This window comes from Lactobacillus sp., from assembly GCF_051893255.1.
Lineage (GTDB): Bacteria > Bacillota > Bacilli > Lactobacillales > Lactobacillaceae > Lactobacillus.
Genome location: NZ_JBJFHB010000025.1, coordinates 1 through 17,871, shown reverse-complemented (window position 1 = coordinate 17,871; position 17,871 = coordinate 1). Strand labels below are relative to the sequence as shown.

The following is a 17,871-nucleotide window of genomic DNA, read 5'->3' as shown; positions in this document are numbered from 1 at the left end:
ACGAGGTATTTAATTCATGGAAGCTAAGAATGAAAATCGCAGTATGTGGAAGTTTCGCCTGACAGCAGCAACGATGACACTGATCCCGGCCGCTGTCGGCATCAACTATGTGGCTAAGGCCTTCGCCGAAGGCTTGAAGCTCCCGGTTTGGCTGGGGTCACTTGGCACCTTTTTAGCCAGCATGTTGGCCGGCCCCGTCGCCGGCGCCATCAGCGGCTTCATCAACAACATCATCTACGGCCTGACCCTGTCGCCAATCTCCACCGTTTATTGCTTAACTAGCATCGGCATTGGCCTGGCTGTCGGCATTCTTTATGAAAAAGGCTACTTCGACAAGGCCGGCAAGGTGCTGCCAGCTGCCATCGTGATTGCCCTGGTTTCATCCGTTATTTCCACCCCGCTCAACGTCATCTTCTGGGGCGGACAAACTGGCATTGCTTGGGGCGACGCACTTTTTGCCTACATGACTGCCCACCACATCAACATCTGGATCGCTTCTTTTGCTGACGAATTCGTCTTAGATCTCCTGGACAAGGTCATCGTCGCCTACTTGGCCTACCTCATCTACAAGCAAATGCCTAAGCGCCTAGTATACTTTTTCAAGGGGAACCGCTAATGGATGCGGCCAAGTCTGCTAGTTCCACGGCTAGCGTTGACCCCGTGACCAAGCTCCTCTTGATCCTCTTTTTCACTCTGGCAGCCTTTTGCGCCCAGAACCTGGTGGAAGCGGGCATCGTCTTGGTCTTCACCCTGGCCCTGGTTTTTGCCCTGCCGACCAAAAAGTCCCTCTGGGCGATGACGGCTTTCAGCCTCTTTATCATCGTCACCATGGTGATCATCCAGGGACTTTTTTGGCCGAGCAACCAAACGGTCGCCTTTCAGCTTGGAACGCTCGCCTTTTACCAAGAAGGCCTAAAGCACGCTCTCTTACTAGGCTCGCGCATCCTGGTAATCATTTTTTCCACGAGCTTTTTCATCGAAACCACCACGCTTTCTGAAAATTCTCGTTATTTGGAAAAAAGCGGTCTCTCTTTCAAACAGGTCTACGTCTTGATGTCGGTCTGCTACATCCTGCCCCAGATGCACCGGAATTTGCAAAAAATCCGCTTTGCCCAGAAAGCGCGCGGGATCCAGCCGGCTAAGAGCCTCTGGTCTAAGGCCAAGACCTTAATGCCAGTCCTCGTCCCCTTGATCGTCAAAAGCTTCCAAGAAGCCATGAACCGGTCGATCTCGCTAGAGCTGCGCGGCTACGACAGCCCAGTTCGCCGGGTGCCAAAACTGGAGAGAACTTACTGGCAAGACCGGGTCTGCCACCGGCTGTTAACCTTTTTAAGCCTATTATTAGTGGGAGTCAAAATATGGGAAATCGTCTGCAAGTAGCCTTTGACCAGGTCAGCCTCAACTACGCCGGCTTTGACGAGCTGGCTTTAAAAAATCTCACCATTCACAGTGAGATCAACAAAGTCGGCCTGATCGGCCCCAGCCACGCCGGCAAAAGCACCCTGCTCTACCTCCTGGCTGGCATCTTGGACCAGGTCATCCCGGCGGAAAAAAGCGGCACAATCACCTTGGACGGCCAAGACTTAGCGGCTTGGCTGGCTGACAAGCAAATTGGCCTAGTTCTCCAAGACCCTGCTAGTCAACTGTCCGGCATGGCCGACACCGTTTTTGATGAGATTGCCTTCGGCCTTTACAACCAGGGCCTGGAAGAAAACGAAATTGAAAAAAGAGTTACCGACGTCGCCCAAAAATTAGACTTGGAAGACTTTTTAAGCCAGGCTCCGACTGCCCTATCCGGTGGCCAAATTCAGCGTCTAGCCATCGCTTCGATCATCGCCTTAAAGCCGGACCTCCTCTTGCTCGATGACCCCACCAGCCAGATGGACCCTCTGGGCCGGCAGCACTTTTTTGCCTGGCTGAAAGAGCTGGATTGCCCCGTCATTATCGCCTCTAGCGAAGTCGATGACCTGGCCGAGGTCTGTGACCAATTGTGGATCTTAGAAGACGGCGAATTGCAAATGACTGGCAAGCCAGCCGATGTTTTCATGAAATTTGCCAGTGACCAACAAGTAGCCAAGCCTACCGCCTTTTTAATGGGCGAAAAATTGGGCTACAAATTTGACGGCCACTATCCTGTCACCGCTGATGAATTAATGAAAGCTGCTGCTTATGGAAATCACGATTAAGAACTTACAATATTCCTACCCAGGCTCCCCTTTTTCCCTGGATTTGCCGGAGTACGTCTTTGCGCCCGGCCTGACCACCCTGATCGGGCAAAATGGTGCGGGCAAAAGCACCCTGCTCAAAGCCGTTGCTGGTCTCATCGATTTTGCTGGGGAGATTGATTTTGACGGTGAAAATTTGCAAAACTTTTTGGCAGACGGCCGCCTGACCAAGATCGGCTACACCTTCCAGGACCCCAACGACCAGATCTTTAATTCGACAGTCTACAAGGAAGTCGCCTGGGGCTTAGAACAATTGAAATTGCCAGAAGCCGAAGTCGAACAGCGCACCATGGCCACCCTGGACCGCTTAGGCCTAACCAAATTCAAGGACCTGAATCCCTACGACCTGTCCTTGTCTGATAAAAAGCTCCTGACCCTCGCCACCGTGCTGGCTCTTGACCCCAACATCTACCTATTTGACGAGCCGCTGATGTGTCTGGACTACCCCAGCCGGCAGCTGGTCAGTCAGATTTTTAACGAGCTTATCAATGAAGGAAAAACGATCATCATGATCTGCCACGACATGGATTGGGTGGCCGAGATGGGCAGCCGGATCTGCGTCATGGCCGGTGGGCAAGTCGCCTACGATGGCCTGCCGCGGGGCTTTTTTGAAAATGAGCAGCTGCTGAAAGACAACGGCTTGCTAGCGCCCCGGATCTACCAATTGTCTAAAATGCTAAAAATGGCCACGCCCTGCCTGTCTTTAGCCGAAATCTAGTACCAAAGAAGCCAATTATGGCTTCTTTTTTTATGGCTGCGGATATTAGGGGGAAGCTTGACTGAAAAAAGTTCTTGGCTAACTACATTAGGGGGATTCCAAACTCCAAAACTGCCTTGGCTGACAACATTTGAGGGAATCCATCGCCCAAAAAGTCCATGGCTAACAACATTTGAGGGAATCCGTCACCCAAAATATCCATGGCTAACAACGGTTGAGGGAATCCATCGTCCAAAAAGTCCATGGCTAACAACATTTGAGGGAATCCCGTGCCAAAAACGCCTTGACTACCTACATCAGGGGGAATTCAAACTCAAAAAACGCCTTGGCTACCTAGATCAGGGGGAACCTACCCTCCATGCCCTAACTCTCAGTTAGCTTTTTACCTAAAAATCAACTTAAAACCAGGTAAAAGTTAGCTTAGTCTTTGCTGAAAGCGCTTGCTATAATTTGGGAATTGTTTTTACAATAAAAGTGTAAGAGATGTTTTGAGGAAAAATAAGGATGTGATTTATCATGTTTAAGAAAGAGAAAAAGCGGCGCAAGCACCAATTTCCAACCGCTTATTCCGTTATCATCATTGTTTTGTTTATGGTCCAAGTCTTGACCTTCTTCATACCCGCCGGCAACTACGCGACGGTCTCATATGAAAGCTCAAGAAAGGACTTCGCCATCACTGAGCCTAGCGGCAAGGTAAAGCACGAGCCGGCTACCCAAGCCACCCTTGACAAATACAAGGTTCAGATCGATGCCAAAAAGCTGATCGACGGCACCATCTATAAGCCGGTCGCCATTCCTGGCTCATACAAGCGGATCAAGATGAAAAAGCCCACCATCTGGGAGGCGATTAAGGAATTTTTGACCTCCCAGGTCCAAGGGATTGCTGATTCCATCGACATCATCACCTTTATCCTGATCCTGGGCGGGATTATCGGGGTCGTTTATGCTAACGGCGCCATCAACTCCGGGATGCAGGCCCTGTCAAACCATATCAAGGGCAAGCAGATTTTTCTAATCGTAATCGTCATGGGCCTGATTGCCCTCGGCGGGACCACTTTTGGCCTGGCCGAAGAAACTATGGCCTTTTACCCAATGCTGATCCCGGTCTTTTTGGAAGCGGGCTATGACACGATGACCGTGGTGGCCACGATCTTCCTCGGCACCACCTTGGGGACCCTGGCTTCCACCATCAACCCCTTCTCAACCGTGATCGCGTCAAACACTGCCGGCGTTAACTTTGCCCGGGCCCTGCCGCTCCGTATCGTCATGCTGCTGGTCAGCGTCGCTTGCGGGATGATCTACACCATCATTTACGCGGAAAAAGTTAGAAAGGATCCATCCAAGTCGCTGGTCTACGACCAATACGAGGAAAACAAGAAAAAGTACCTCGACTTGTCCAATAATCAGGAAAAGAGCAGCTTTACCATTAGACAAAAGCTGACGCTCCTTACCTTTGTGGCTGGCTTCTTAGTCATGATCTGGGGCGTCCAGAGCAAGGGCTGGTACTTCACTGAAATTGCGGTCGTCTTTTTGGCCGTATCCTACCTGCTCTTCCTGGTCTCTGGCTTGTCTGAGCACAAGTTTATGGAAAGTTTCGTAAACGGTGCTGCCGACCTGCTGGGCGTTGCCTTGACGGTTGGTCTAGCCCGCGCCGTTTCCATCGTCATGGACAACAGCCACACCAGTGACACGATCATGTACTTTTTCAGCAAACAAATCACGGGGATGAATAAGCTGGCCTTTGTCTGGGTGCTGTTCTTGATTTACATCGTACTCGGCTTCTTCATCCAGTCATCATCTGGCCTGGCAGTCCTGTCGATGCCAATCATGGCACCTTTGGCCAACGTCGTTGGGGTTGACCGGGCCAGCGTGATAGATGCTTACAACTGGGGGCAGGGCTACATCGGCTTGATTGCGCCAGTTGGGCTGATTTTGATGTCTCTGGCCATGGTCAACATCGGCTTTGACCGCTGGTTCAAGTTCATTTGGAAGCAGCTGATCCTGCAATTCGTGATCTGCCTGGTCTTCCTTGGAATTGGCCTGCTGGTTTACTAGGCTTTTTTGTAAAAAAGTCTTTGGCTAACAACGGTTGAGGGAATCCATCATCCAAAAAGTCCATGGCTGACAACGTTTGAGGAAATCCATCATCCAAAAAGTCCATGGCTAACTAATATTGGGGGAATCCATCGCCAAAAATACCCTTGGCTAACTAATATTGGGGGAATCAACTGCAAAAAATCCCCTTGGCTAACTACATTAGGGGGAATCCAACCTCAAAAACAGCCTTGGCTAACTAATATTGGGGGAATCAAAACACAAAAACAGCCTTGGTTAACTAATGTTGGGGGAATCGACTGTCAAAAATCCGTCTGGCTAACTAATGTTGGGGGAATCCCGCGTCAAAAATCCGCCTGGCTAACTATCTCCCCCAGTCCCCATCTAGAAATCAAAAAAATGATCTGCATCCCTGCAGATCATTTTTTAAATACTCCTAATCTTTCAAGTGGTGGCAAATCAGTGCCAAACCAGCTAATGCCAATAGCTTGCGGTGTACATGGTGGTGGTGATGGTGAATTGGCAATTCATGCTCATCACTGTGTCTCTTTGACAAAGTCAAAGCCATGTCGCCTTTAACTGGCATTCTCATCAAGATTCTTTCTCCACGTTCATTGCGTAACATCCTAATCGCCTCCAGTGAAGTTTCTATCTCCACCTCTATTATAGCGCATTCATTATTTTTTCAACAGGGAAAAATGTTTAAATTTGCAGTTCGTGTTACACTGGTTACATAGATTGTGAGGCAAAAAATGGAAATTTTAGACGTTGTTGACGAAACGGGCAAGCCACTCGGCCGAACCGTTGAAAGAGAAGTAGCGCACAGAGATGGCGTGTGGCACCGAACAGCTTCAGTTTGGATTGTGAGAAAAAGCGACACCCCAAGCGGCTGGGAAGTGCTGCTGCAAAAGCGGTCGGACATCAAGGACTCCTACCCGGGATGCTACGACACTTCATCGGCTGGTCACATTGATGCCGGTGACGAGCCGCTTGAAACGATTATCCGCGAACTTGGCGAAGAACTGGGCATCCATGCGGCGCCTAGCGATTTTACTTTTATCGGAACCTTCCATAATAACTATGATGAGGTCTTCCACGGCAGCGCCTTCCACAACCGGGAAGTGGCCTTCGTCCACGTTTACGACAAGCCGGTCGAAATCAGCGACTTGATCCTGCAGGAAGAAGAAGTTTCAGGCGTCGCCTGGTTTGACCTGGATGACGTTTGGAAAAAAGCAACCAGCGGTGATCCGGGCTTTTGCACGCCGGTTGGTGGGCTGAAACTGCTCCGCGGCCACCTGGCTGATAAGTAGCGCCGCACTTTTTGGTAACTAACCCAAACTAAAAAGCGAAGACAATCGTCTTCGCTTTTTCTTATTCCATCCGCCAAACGCTGATGCCGACCTTGTGGCCAGTCGCCTGGTCCAGGCACTGGGCCCACTTGAGCAGAGTCGCGTTATCCGCGTACCACACGGTGTGGGAGCCGTAGCTGAAGTAGAGCGCCCCGCTCTTAGAGTCGCGCTTTGGCGTCTTCTTGTATTTTTTCAAAAGCTTGTTCACGTCGCTGGTCGTTACAGAAACAACCGTGTCGCCGTCAAAGTCAAAGCCGCCGTTTGATAGGGCGTATGAAACGTTGCCCAGCTTTTCAAAGTCCTTAGCAGTCTTTTTCAAAAATTTGAAGTTGGCCTTAGGCCCCGGCTCAGTGCCATAGCCGTAGAGGTTGTAGCACATGATCACGTATTCTGGCCCCTTGGGCAGGCTGATCTTGGAGACCGGCGTTGACGGCTCCAGGATGATCCGCAGCTTCAGCTTGTCTTTTTGGCAGAGCTGATAGAGGATTTTTTCAAAAACAATAAATTCCTTCCACAAGCTGGTGTTGTCGCGGATTTGCTCGTAGTCGATCTCGATGCCATTAAAATCGTTCTTCTTGGCCAGGGCCACGATTTCTTGCGCATGCTTTTTCGCCTTAGCCTTGGTCGAAATCAAGCTGTCCACCAAGTCCGTGCTCTTGTCGCTGGTCTTGGTGTCGTTGACCACGGTCATGTAGCGGTCGATCTTTTTGGTCTGATTGTTGCTTTCCATCCGCTTGTCTAAGGTCTTGGACCCATCGGCGAGAAAAAGCTTGTTATTATTGGTCTCGTCGTACAGGGCCGCGAAGTTGCCGATCGCGTCAATGTTGCTGGCTTCTTTTTTGATCGTTTGCCAAGGCTTGTCGATGTCCCAGTAGACCGTCCAGTAAAGGAGCTTTCGCCCGGCGCTCAGCTTGGCCAAGGCGCCAGTCGCCTTTTTCTTGGTCTGGGTGGTTTTGGTCGCCGCCTTTTTACTTGTCTTCGTCTGACTTTGCCCGCATCCCCCAAGAAGAAATGCCGCCAAGGCTAGCACCACAATACTTTTTGCTTTTTTCATTACTTTTCCATTCATCTTTTGCTGTTAAAAAATCTTTTTCCACTATTTTGAAGTAAAATTAAGGTAGATATAAGGAGGCAATGCAGTTGAAAGAACCTAAGCTAAACCGTGACCAAAGCAAGGCTTTGGCATCTACCCAATTTTTGAATCTCTACGACCTGGCCTATGAAAACGGCGTCCACTATTACGACGCCTCTCGCAGAAAGCCGGACACCCTTTTTGCCTACATGGACAAGGACAAACTGGGTAAGGAGCTGCCCGACGCCGCAACGGCTTTTGTCATCGTCAAGGAACAGGGTCAAGCAGACAAGCTCTTGCTCTTTTACGAATACCGCTACCCGACCGGCTCTTACATGTTGGGCCTGCCGGCAGGCTTGATCGATCCCGCCGATTTGAAAAAAGAAAATCCAATTCTGGACGCCATGAAGCGGGAAATCAAGGAAGAGACCGGCTTGACCGTGAAGGATACGGACGAAATGGAGCTGCTCTCGCCCCTGGTCTTTACCGCGACCGGCTTCAGCGATGAAAGCAACGCCCTGGTCAAGGCCGTGGCCCACGTAGACGATCTGTCTGAGCTCAACCACAACGGGGCTGAAGGCACCGAACTTTTTAGCGACTTCAAGCTGGTTGACAAGGCTGAGGCTAAAAAGCTTCTGAAAAACGGCCGGGATGACTATGGCCACTACTTGCCGCTAGTGACTTGGACGGCGCTAACCTACTTTGTCAGCGACCTCTGGAAGTAATTGTAGCAAAGAAGTATTACAAGACATTTACATTTTTAAAATTTGTAGATTATTGTAACTCACTTGAAACTTTCTACAAAAGTATACACAAACAAATAAGCCATGGCAGCTATTGCCATGGCTTATTACTTTTGGTTTTATGATGAGTTATAGAGTTATCAGAGTTCTTGAGTACTGAGAAAGTGATACGGTAGATAATTTCCTATGCCTGCAGACCTAAGAAGGCAGTAGCGATGATGCCTAAGATTATGAAGGCTACAACGCTCCAGTAGCTTAACTTTGGGTTCGCCGGCTTACATAATCTAATGCGAGTCATGCCCTTTTCCCCCTTCACTTATTAGCATAAGTTTAGGATGTTAAATTGCTCTTATTCCTTAGATTAAATATAGGTAAAATGTTAATCAACCGCTTTCAAAGACCCCAGCATATCGATCTTGGACAGCTTTTTGTCAACGACCATCCACAAGATCCCTAAGATTATGACGATCTCGGCAAAAGGCGCCAGGTACACGAACCAGGGGGCCGCCGGGTCAAACATCACCGCGTCGGCCGCCACCATTTCCAGGATTTTCAAGTCCATGATTCTGCCTAAAAGCAGTCCGGTAAAAATCCCGATAATGGATAAAACCGCCGTTTCCCGGTAAATGTAGTTGGTCACCTCGTGGTTGTGCAGGCCCAACACCTTGATGGTTGACAGTTCCCGCACCCGCTCTGACACATTGATGTTGGTCAGGTTGTAGAGGATCACCACCGCCAGCAAAATCGACAAGATCAAGAGAATGATCATTACCGTCTGCAGAGAATTGACGGTCTGCTTGAGGTTGGTGATCATCGCCTGGTTTTGGATCACGGCTTGCATAGCGGACAATTTCAGCAGTGCCTTGCTGCTTGCCGCTATTTTAGCACCTTTCAGCTTGACCAGGGCACTATTAGTCTCGTACTTCTTGCCCGTCGCTTTTTCAAAAGCCGTCTTCGACATGAAGAGGTAGTGGCCAGCATACATCTCGCAGATGGCGCGTACCTTGACTTGCCGCTTTTGGCCAGCCAGGTTAACGGACAACTTGTCCCCAACCTTAACCCCGGCCAGCTTAGCCACTTTTTCCGAAATTACCGCACCTGTTTTGGGCAGGGCAATCTTCTTACCAGATTTCCGGTTATCCAGGTTGATCAGCTTAAGGGCTTTTTGTGGCACGATCACGGATATTGTCTGCGATTCACTGCTGCCTTTGACGAAGTTATCACTGGTCCCATAGTAGATCCACTCGCTTTGTCCCAGCTGGTTGACTTTTTGTTCCAGCTTTTTCTTCGCCTTTGAGCTAGATCCAGTTTTCTCAACAGCCAGTAAATCATAGGAAAAAATCTCCTGGTACTGCCGGTTGACAATGCCAGAAATCGCCGACCGGATGCCCAGACCCGTAAAAAGCAAGGCGACCGATCCCGCCACGCCAAAAATGGTCATCAGCATCCGTTGCTTGTAGCGGAAAATATTCCGCGCCGTCACCTTGCCTTGGAAAGACAGGTGGTTCCAGACAAAAGTAATTTTTTCAAGCAGAATCTTAGAGCCCGCAGCTGGCGGTTTGGGCAAAAGCAGGCTTGCGGGGACATCTTTCAGATCCCGTCTGGCCACCCAGAAGCTGGGCCAAACCGCGGCCAGCAAGGCCGCAAGCAGAATCAAAACCAGATAGCCTGGATAGACGCCAAGCACCACTTTTTGGATGATCATCCCCCGCACGCAAATCTTGTTGACGACCGGGGCGATCACGTAGTTGCCGAGGATAACGCCAATTGCGCTGCCGAGGATACTGGTCACCAGGCCGTAGATCACAAACTTGCCCATTACAGTCTTTTTGCTGTAGCCCAAGGCCCGCAGCAAACCCGAATTCTGCCGCTCCTCGTCAACAAAGCGGGTCATGGTGGTGAAAACGACGAGCGCCGCCACCAGGTAAAAAATAATCGGGAAGACATTGGCCACTGCCTTCACGGCATTAACTTCGTTTTTGTAAGAACTGTAGCCGTCCCCGCCCGGCCAGGTCGACCGAGTGTAGAGAGAGTACGTCCCTTGCGGGAGTGAAGTTATCTCTTCCTTGTGCCCATTAAGTTCTTTTTGAGCAGCCTGAAGTTTGGCTTCTGCAGCTGTCACGTCTTGACCAGCCATTTTAGCCAGCTTTAATTGGCTGCTTTGCTGGTCAAGCTGTTTTTGACTGGCCTGAAGCTTTTTATTAGCCACACTAACCAGCTCGCTGCGCCGCTTTTTTCCGTTATCCGCAAGCAAGGTCGTTAGTTTCTGCTGCCGGGTCTTGATGGCTTTTTGATAAGCGGAACTGGCAAAAGAGTACTTGGCTAAATTGCGGTAGCGAATCCGTGCAACTGTGTAGTCACCAGAAAAAGCCGTTTTCGGCAGGTAGGCGTAAGCCTCAAGGGTCCCAGTCCCCTTGGTGCTGGTCCCCAGCAGGTTGTTGGCCCAAAATTCGGGACTTTGGACAAAGGCGGTGACCGTCACTTTGCCAGTTTTGCTTTTCAGTTGACTGCTCTTGTCCAAGGAGATGGTAATTTTCTGCCCAAGCCTGTACTGCTTTTGCAAGTTGGCGCTAAGGGCCACCTCATTATTCTTTTTGGGCAGAGTCCCCTTGACCAGGATGGGTTTTGAGATTTTTGGCAGGGAAAAAAGTCTAATTGACTTATTCCCCAAAGTTCCCTCTTCCTCATAGGCAAAGTCGGCCGTTACGCCCTTTTGCCCCTTCAGTTCATTTTGGTCGCTCTTGGAAAAGCCCAAATTCGACACGACTTGAAAGTCTGCCATTTTTTGCTCTTGGACCACCTGCTGCCCGGCACTCTCCAGGTTGGGCCCCGTGACTTTGAGGCCAAACAAAGTGGCACTACCTAAAGCTAGCAGACAAACAATGGACCAAAAGCGGCCCGGCGACCCGGTCATAGCCGAAAAGACCGTCTTCCAATACTTCTTCAGCTTCATTTGGATCACCTAGTATTCTAGCGTCTGGATATCTTGGGGATGCGGGTTCAATTCCACTTTTTCCACCTTGGCATCCCTTAAGTGGATCACCCGGTCGCCAATTGGGGCCAGCGCCGCGTTGTGGGTCACGATCACGACCGTCGCCCCCTTCTTCCGTGCCATGTCCTGGAGCAAAAGCAAGACCTGCTTGCCCGTTTCATAGTCCAGCGCCCCCGTTGGCTCATCGCACAAGAGGAGTTTTGGCTGCTTTGCTACCGCCCGGGCAATGGCCACCCGCTGCTGCTCGCCACCCGACAATTGTGCAGGGAAGTTGTCGATCCGGTTTTTTAAGCCCACGCCGGTTAAGACGGCTCCTGCATCCAACTGACTACCCGCAATCTCTACGGCCAGCTCCACGTTTTCCTTGGCCGTTAGGTTGGGGATCAGGTTGTAAAACTGAAAAACGAAGCCAACGTCTTTTCGCCGATATTCGGTTTTCTGATACTCACTCAAATTGACTAAGTCCGTCCCGTCAACAACCAACTGGCCAGAATCTGCCTGGTCCATCCCGCCTAAAAGGTTTAAAAAAGTCGACTTGCCGGCACCGGATGCCCCCAAGATAATCACCAATTCGCCCTCATTGATCGCAAAAGTCAGATCCTGGTTGGCGTAAATGGTATTGGCCCCCATTTGGTAGCTTTTGGTTAAATTTTTCACATCGATATAGGCCATTTTCCCCACCTGCCCTTTTTCTAAAGTAAATAACTCGCAATTTATCTACCTTAATCATAGCCAATTTTTAGGGAAAAAACACGAAAATGCTTACAGTTCAACAATTTCCTCCGCCGCTGGCTCAACCAGGGACTTGGCCAAGGCACACCCTTCTTTCTCAGTAAATATGTTAACTATCTAAAAATAAGTGTAGCAGTTTTTTCCTATTCTTCAAGACTTGAACTTTTTGAGCAGGAACCTATAATACAAATTGTAAGGAGGTAAAACTTTTATGTGTACAGCAATTACCTATCACACTGCGGACCACTACTTTGGCCGCAACTTAGACTTAGATTTTTCCTACAATGAAACCGTGACGGTTACGCCGCGCAATTACGTCTTCCCAATGCGGAAGGTCGATGACTTGTCCAGCCACTACGCCATCATCGGCATGGCCACGGTGGCGGGCAACTATCCCCTTTACTATGATGCCGTCAACGAAAAGGGCTTGGCTATGGCAGGCCTCAACTTTGAAGGCAACGCCTACTACTTTGACGACCAAGAAGGGAAAAAGAACATCACCTCTTTTGAGCTGATCCCTTACATTCTGGGCACTTGCCAAGACCTAGCTGAAGCTAAAAAGGAATTAAGCGAGATCTCTATTTCAAACGAGGCTTTTTCTAAAGACTTCCCGCTCTCAACCCTGCACTGGATGATCGCCGACAAGACCGGTGCTATCGTCGTTGAATCCATGAAAGACGGCTTGCATGTTTATGACAACCCGGTTGGGGTCATGACCAACAACCCGCCATTCCCAATCATGAAGTTTGCCCTAAACGACTACTTTGCCCTCTCTGCCCACCACAAGGAACACACCTTTGGTCCAGGTGTAGAATTAGACGAATATTCCCGCGGCATGGGCGGCCTGGGTCTGCCAGGCGACTTGTCTAGCAAGTCCCGCTTCATCCGCTGCGTCTTCACCAAATTTAACAGCCAAGGAGAGAGCGACGAAGTCAGCTCAGTCAACCAATTTTTGAAGATCCTCTACTCAGTTGAGCAGGTCAAGGGCCTGTGTGAAGTAACCCCAGGCAAGTACGAATACACTATTTATTCCTCTTGCATGAACCAGGAAAAGGGAATCTACTACTACACCACCTATGAAAATTCCGACATCCACGCCATCGACATGCACAAGACGGATTTGGATAGTAGTGAATTGTCCGTTTATCCGCTTCAAAGACAGCTGCAGATCCACTTGGATAATTAATGTAAAAAATAATACCTAGACAGCAAAAATGCTCGGCCAAAGCCGAGCATTTTTTATTGGTCTTCCTGCTTTAAAGCGGGAAAGACCACCGTAAAGGTTGAGCCCTTGCCCAGTTCACTTTCCAGGCGAATCGTCCCGTGGCACTGCTGCACAGCGTGCTTAACAATGGAGAGACCAAGGCCCGTCCCGCCGGTCTTGCGGCTGTGGGACTTGTCGACCCGGTAGAAGCGCTCAAAGATCCGGCTTTGAGCTTCCAGCGGAATCCCGATCCCCGTGTCAGAGACTTGCAAAATGGCTTGCCCGCGAACTTCCTTAACCGCGATCTTGACCTGGCCACCAGGGTTGTTGTAGCGGATAGCATTGTCAATCAGGTTGTAGGCAATTTCGTAAACCAGGCGGAAGTTGGCCTTGATTTCCGTATCCGCCAAAGCCGTCTTCAATTCAATCTCATGCTTGTCAGCTGACGCCTGTAAGGCCTCGATGGCTTCCGTTACCGGACTCTTCAGGTTCATCCGCACTTCCTCAAATTCCGGATTTTCGTCCAGGTGAGACAAGCGGATGATGTCATCAATTAAAGTCAACAGCTGTGCTGAAGACTCATGAATCTTTTGGTAAAAGGCTTTCCGGTCTTCTTCTTTAACCAGGTTATTTTCCAAAAGTTCCGCCGACCCCATGATGGATTGCAGCGGCGTCTTCAGTTCATGCGACACGTTGGCCGTAAATTCCCGGCGAACCTGTTCTTCCTGGTATTCTTCGGTCACGTCGATAACCAAGATTGACGTCCCCTTGAGGACCCCTCTTGAAAAAATTGGACTGGCACTAATCTCGATATTGCGTCCTTCTCTTTCCACGATCCCTTCGGTGTGGACGCTGCGCTTGTCTTGGTCGATGATCTTTTTCACGTCGTCTGGCAAGGCTTCGCTGGACTTAGAGCCAAGCAGCGACACCACCGCTGGATTAGAGAGCAGGACCTTGTTATCCAGGTCAATCAAGATCAAGCCTTCCTGCATGGCATCGGTGACGGTCTTGAATTCCTTCTCCCGGTGGTGGAGCTGCTCCATCTGGTCAGCAATCTGCTTGTTTTGACTGTCTAAACGCGTCAAGAGCGGCTTGATTTCCTCATAGCTCTTGCTTTCAAGCGGCTGGTCCAGGTCCAGCTGGTTTAACGGCTTGACGATGGCTTGCGAAATCTTCTTGGCCACGAACCAAGAAGCTGCTACGGCCAAAAGCAAAATGATCAGCATCGGCGTAACCAGCTGCAAAATCGTCTTCCAAATGGAATTCCGAGTGACCGCTACCCGGATCACGCCGCCATTTTTCAGTTTTTTGGCATAGTACATGGTGACGGTCGACAAGGTGGTGCTGTAGCGCTCGCTTTGTCCTTCGCCCGTCTTCATGGCTTCTGCCACTTCCTTACGCTTAGCGTGGTTGCCCATTTTAGCTGGGTTTTCCTCGTTGTCGTAAAGGACCTTGCCCTTAGCGTCAATCCAGGTAATCCGGTAGTTTTCGCCCTTTAGCTGAGTTAAATACTTCCGTCCCCCATTGTTGACACCGCTGGCCGCTAAATCGGCTTGGGAAGCCAGGGCATTGACTTCATTATGGTCATAGTCAATCCCTAAAAAAATTGCGCTCAGAACCACCGAGCAGACCAACATGACTGCCGTTGATAAAAAGACTGCCCGAAATATTTTTTTAAACATTAATTCCCTTCATGGTAGCGATAACCGACCCCGCGCACCGTTTCGATATGGCTACCAGCCTCACCCAATTTTTGTCTCAAGGTTCTTACGTGAACGTCCACCGTGCGCGTTTCACCGTAAAAGCCCGTTTCCCAAATTTGATCCATAATTTCTTCTCGGGAAAAAACGGTCCCAGGATGGGTGATCAAGAGCTTCAAGAGGCCGTACTCTTTCAAGGTCAGCTCGATTTCCTGACCATCTACATAAACCTCATGCCGCTTGAGCAGGATCTTGATCCCGTCTTTCTCGATCTTGTCTTCCTTTTTATGGTTGGTTCGCCTTAATACTGCCTTGACCCGGGACACCATTTCCATCATGCCAAAAGGCTTGGTCAGGTAGTCGTCTGCCCCAGAATCAAGGTTCTTCACCTTATCATATTCGGCAGTCTTGGCGCTGGCAATGATCACTGGCAATTCTTCGGTTGATGAGTTGCTCCGGAGCTTTTTCAAAATATCGCTCCCATCTTCATCAGGCAGCATCAAGTCCAGGATCACCAGATCCGGGTGCTTTTCGCTTAAGGCCTTGAAAAAAGTCGTCCCGTCTTCAAAGCCGCGGACCTTAAAATTCATCGATTCGAGAGTATACATTTCGATTTCGCGAATGCTCTCGTCGTCTTCCACACACCATATTTCAGTCATAAAAAATTCTCCCTAATCTATCTGCAAATAGCTACTCTAATTATAGCTTAGAAACATTTGCTATGCAGATAGATCAGGAAGAATATTAATTTAGCAAATTTTCCAAGACTTATCTTCCGGCCTTGCCAGTCGTCACGAACTTGGTCCATTTGGCAACGTTGACTGCGTGGTCACCGATCTTTTCCAAGTACTTGGCAACCATCATCAGGTTGATCAGGTATTCTGGATTGCCGTCCTTGCTGAAGTCGTTAATCAAAATCTCTCTAGCCTTGTCGAAGTCGTCGTCAACGATGTCGTCGCGGTCGATAACTGCTTGAGCCAATTCCATGTTCTTGGTTGACAAGGCGGTAACGGCATCGTCAACCATGCTGGTTGAAGTTTGGACCATGGACTTGAGGTTCAATTGGTCGTTGGCAATTGACAGGTGTTCGTTCAAAACGAGTTCAGCAATGTCAGCGGCAATTTCCCCAATTCTTTCCAAGTCATAAACGGCCTTCAAAGAGGAGCTGATCACCCGCAAGTCGGTCGCAACTGGCTGCTGCTCCATCAACAGGCGCAAGCAGCTGTCTTCAATTTCCCGTTCGCTCTTGTGGATGCGGCGGTGCAGGTTGACTGAATCTTCTGCTTCATGGTAGTCGCCAGTAAACAAGGTGTTGGTTGCTTCTAAAATGGCTTCCTTACACAACTTGCCGATGTCTTCCATAGACTTTTGCAAGCTGTCAAGTTCTTCATCAAATCTTGATCTTGTCATTTTTCTACCTTTCTAAAACTAACTGATCATCATTACTGGTCTTTAACCGAAACGACCAGTAATGTATCTTTCAGTTCTTTCATCCTTAGGCATGGAGAAGAGTTGGTCGGTTTCACCAAATTCTACCAGGTCACCCAACAAGAAGAAGCCAGTCTTGTCAGAAATTCTGACCGCTTGTTGCATGTTGTGGGTAACGATCACGATGGTGTAATCCTTCTTTAATTGTAAAGCCAATTCTTCGATCTTAGAAGTAGAGATTGGGTCAAGGGCACTAGTTGGTTCGTCCATCAGCAGGACTTCTGGCTTAACAGCCAAGGCACGGGCGATGCAAAGACGTTGTTGTTGACCACCGGACAGACCCAAGGCTGACTTGTTCAAACGGTCCTTCAAGTCGTCCCAGATAGCAGCTTGCTTTAAGGAAGTTTCAACGATTTCGTCAAGTTCTTGCTTGTCGGTAACGCCGTGGATCTTGGGACCGTAAGCAACGTTGTCGTAAACGCTCATTGGGAATGGGTTTGGTCTTTGGAAGACCATGCCGACTCTTTGTCTCAAGACAGTGACGTCCAGGTCGCCGCCGTAAATGTCGGTACCATCTAACTTAACTGAGCCTTCAATCCGGCAGCCTTCAACGAGGTCGTTCATCCGGTTCAAGCAGCGAAGCAAGGTTGACTTACCACAACCAGATGGCCCGATAAAGGCGGTAATTTCGTTCTTTTGGATGTGCATGTTCACATCGTGCAAAGCGTGAAAGTCGCTGTAGTAAAGGTTCAGGTTTTCGATAGTAATCTTGTCTTCCATTATTAATTTCCTCCGTTATTGCGCTTGCGCATCTTGTCTGAAATGCGGCGGGTAACTAAAGTAAAGAGCAGTGCGAGTACAACTAAGACAGCTGAAGTGAAGTTGGCAATTTCGGTTGCCTTTGGGTTCAAAGCCCCTTCCGTTCTCATAACCCAGATGTGGAGTGAAAGAGTTTCACCACTTCTGAATGGGTTCAAAGGTGAGGTTGGGGAGGTAATCTTCCAGAAGTTATGCCAGTTAACGTAAGTGGATTGACCTGAAGTGTAAAGCAAGGCGGCAGCTTCACCGAAGCCACGCCCGGCAGCCATGATCACCCCAGTCAGGATTTGCGGCATGGCAGCTGGAATCAAAACTTTTCTGATGGTTTCTGACTTGGTGGCACCTAAGCCAAGAGAACCTTCCTTGTATTCGATTGGCAAAGAGCGAATCGCGTTGTTAGTTTCAGTAGTAATCAAGGGAATTGACAAAATGGAGATGGTCAAGGCACCAGCAACGATGTTCCAGCTCATCCCCGTCCACATGATGAAGACCAAGTAGCCAAACAAACCGATAACGATGGATGGCAAGGAAGAAAGTGATTCAATACTTACTTCCACCATGGTCAAGAACTTGCCTTCCTTGGCGTATTCAGCCAGGTAAACCCCGGCGCCGATCCCGATTGGGACTGATACCAGCAGTGAAAGGAAAACTAAGTAAATGGTGTTAAAGAATTGGTTAAAGATCCCGTTGCCGGCAGCTCCTAAGAAGTCTGGGCTGAATCCTTTAATACCATCAAAAATGATGGTGAATGTCAAGTACAGCAAGAATGCTAGCATGATCCAGCCGATGGCGTAGAAGACGCCGGTCATAAACCGATCTTTTTTCTTAGCACGG

General features: G+C 49.3%; 17 protein-coding genes. 8 read left to right on the top strand and 9 right to left on the bottom strand.

Annotated elements, in window-relative coordinates; translation table 11 throughout:
* Positions 1-16 precede the first annotated feature (16 nt).
* The 5 genes from ACI4WN_RS02215 to ACI4WN_RS02195 all read left to right on the top strand — a co-directional run bounded on the left by ACI4WN_RS02215 (position 17) and on the right by ACI4WN_RS02195 (position 4,998).
* Complete coding sequence (locus ACI4WN_RS02215) at positions 17-616, top strand: ECF transporter S component (RefSeq protein WP_439776790.1); 600 nt, start codon at positions 17-19, stop codon at positions 614-616.
* Entirely contained in the window at positions 616-1,380 is a 765-nt protein-coding gene (locus ACI4WN_RS02210) for an energy-coupling factor transporter transmembrane component T (RefSeq protein WP_439776789.1), read from the top strand. The genes ACI4WN_RS02215 and ACI4WN_RS02210 overlap by 1 nt, the downstream gene beginning before the upstream one ends.
* On the top strand, positions 1,359-2,186 hold the full coding sequence (locus ACI4WN_RS02205) for an energy-coupling factor ABC transporter ATP-binding protein (protein ID WP_439776788.1): 828 nt from the start codon (positions 1,359-1,361) through the stop codon (positions 2,184-2,186). Before ACI4WN_RS02210 ends, ACI4WN_RS02205 begins: the two co-directional genes overlap by 22 nt.
* Positions 2,170-2,943, top strand: coding sequence for an energy-coupling factor ABC transporter ATP-binding protein (locus ACI4WN_RS02200; RefSeq protein WP_439776787.1), 774 nt, complete (start codon positions 2,170-2,172; stop codon positions 2,941-2,943). Before ACI4WN_RS02205 ends, ACI4WN_RS02200 begins: the two co-directional genes overlap by 17 nt.
* 516 nt (positions 2,944-3,459) lie before the next feature.
* Positions 3,460-4,998 (top strand): YfcC family protein, encoded by a 1,539-nt coding sequence (locus tag ACI4WN_RS02195; protein WP_439776786.1) that lies wholly within the window; start codon positions 3,460-3,462, stop codon positions 4,996-4,998.
* A 436-nt stretch (positions 4,999-5,434) separates the two neighbouring features.
* On the opposite strand, the gene ACI4WN_RS02190 is transcribed toward ACI4WN_RS02195, so the two are convergent.
* Positions 5,435-5,623, bottom strand: a complete 189-nt coding sequence (locus ACI4WN_RS02190; RefSeq protein ID WP_155859245.1) for a hypothetical protein — start codon at positions 5,621-5,623, stop codon at positions 5,435-5,437.
* Between the two features lie 127 nt (positions 5,624-5,750).
* On the opposite strand from ACI4WN_RS02190, the gene ACI4WN_RS02185 reads away from it, so the two are divergent.
* The gene (locus ACI4WN_RS02185; protein WP_439776785.1) at positions 5,751-6,308 is read left to right on the top strand and encodes an NUDIX hydrolase; all 558 of its coding nucleotides are present in this window, start codon (positions 5,751-5,753) and stop codon (positions 6,306-6,308) included.
* Positions 6,309-6,369: 61 nt separating this feature from the next.
* Here ACI4WN_RS02185 and ACI4WN_RS02180 read toward each other — a convergent pair whose 3' ends face one another.
* Positions 6,370-7,401 (bottom strand): hypothetical protein, encoded by a 1,032-nt coding sequence (locus tag ACI4WN_RS02180; protein ID WP_439776784.1) that lies wholly within the window; start codon positions 7,399-7,401, stop codon positions 6,370-6,372.
* Between the two features lie 86 nt (positions 7,402-7,487).
* Between ACI4WN_RS02180 and ACI4WN_RS02175 the strand changes: the two genes are divergently transcribed.
* Positions 7,488-8,144: an NUDIX hydrolase gene (locus tag ACI4WN_RS02175; protein ID WP_439776783.1), complete on the top strand. Its 657-nt coding sequence runs from the start codon at positions 7,488-7,490 to the stop codon at positions 8,142-8,144.
* Between the two features lie 397 nt (positions 8,145-8,541).
* Here the strand turns inward: ACI4WN_RS02175 and ACI4WN_RS02170 are convergent, their stop codons facing one another.
* Positions 8,542-11,115 (bottom strand): ABC transporter permease, encoded by a 2,574-nt coding sequence (locus ACI4WN_RS02170; RefSeq protein WP_439776782.1) that lies wholly within the window; start codon positions 11,113-11,115, stop codon positions 8,542-8,544.
* Positions 11,116-11,124: 9 nt separating this feature from the next.
* Entirely contained in the window at positions 11,125-11,826 is a 702-nt protein-coding gene (locus tag ACI4WN_RS02165) for an ABC transporter ATP-binding protein (protein WP_439776781.1), read from the bottom strand.
* Positions 11,827-12,097: 271 nt separating this feature from the next.
* On the opposite strand from ACI4WN_RS02165, the gene bsh reads away from it, so the two are divergent.
* A complete protein-coding gene (gene bsh / locus ACI4WN_RS02160; RefSeq protein WP_439776780.1) occupies positions 12,098-13,072 on the top strand; it encodes a choloylglycine hydrolase in 975 nt (324 codons plus the stop codon).
* 53 nt (positions 13,073-13,125) lie between these two features.
* Here bsh and ACI4WN_RS02155 read toward each other — a convergent pair whose 3' ends face one another.
* The 5 genes from ACI4WN_RS02155 to pstA form a co-directional block, all read right to left on the bottom strand.
* Positions 13,126-14,772: an ATP-binding protein gene (locus ACI4WN_RS02155; protein WP_439776779.1), complete on the bottom strand. Its 1,647-nt coding sequence runs from the start codon at positions 14,770-14,772 to the stop codon at positions 13,126-13,128.
* A complete protein-coding gene (locus ACI4WN_RS02150; protein ID WP_439776778.1) occupies positions 14,772-15,449 on the bottom strand; it encodes a response regulator transcription factor in 678 nt (225 codons plus the stop codon). The genes ACI4WN_RS02155 and ACI4WN_RS02150 overlap by 1 nt, the downstream gene beginning before the upstream one ends.
* 109 nt (positions 15,450-15,558) lie before the next feature.
* A complete protein-coding gene (phoU, locus tag ACI4WN_RS02145; RefSeq protein WP_439776777.1) occupies positions 15,559-16,200 on the bottom strand; it encodes a phosphate signaling complex protein PhoU in 642 nt (213 codons plus the stop codon).
* 42 nt (positions 16,201-16,242) lie between these two features.
* Positions 16,243-16,998, bottom strand: coding sequence for a phosphate ABC transporter ATP-binding protein PstB (pstB, locus tag ACI4WN_RS02140; RefSeq protein ID WP_008460018.1), 756 nt, complete (start codon positions 16,996-16,998; stop codon positions 16,243-16,245).
* Between the two features lie 2 nt (positions 16,999-17,000).
* The coding region (pstA, locus tag ACI4WN_RS02135) for a phosphate ABC transporter permease PstA (protein ID WP_439776776.1) at positions 17,001-17,871 on the bottom strand (871 nt) is incomplete at its 5' end.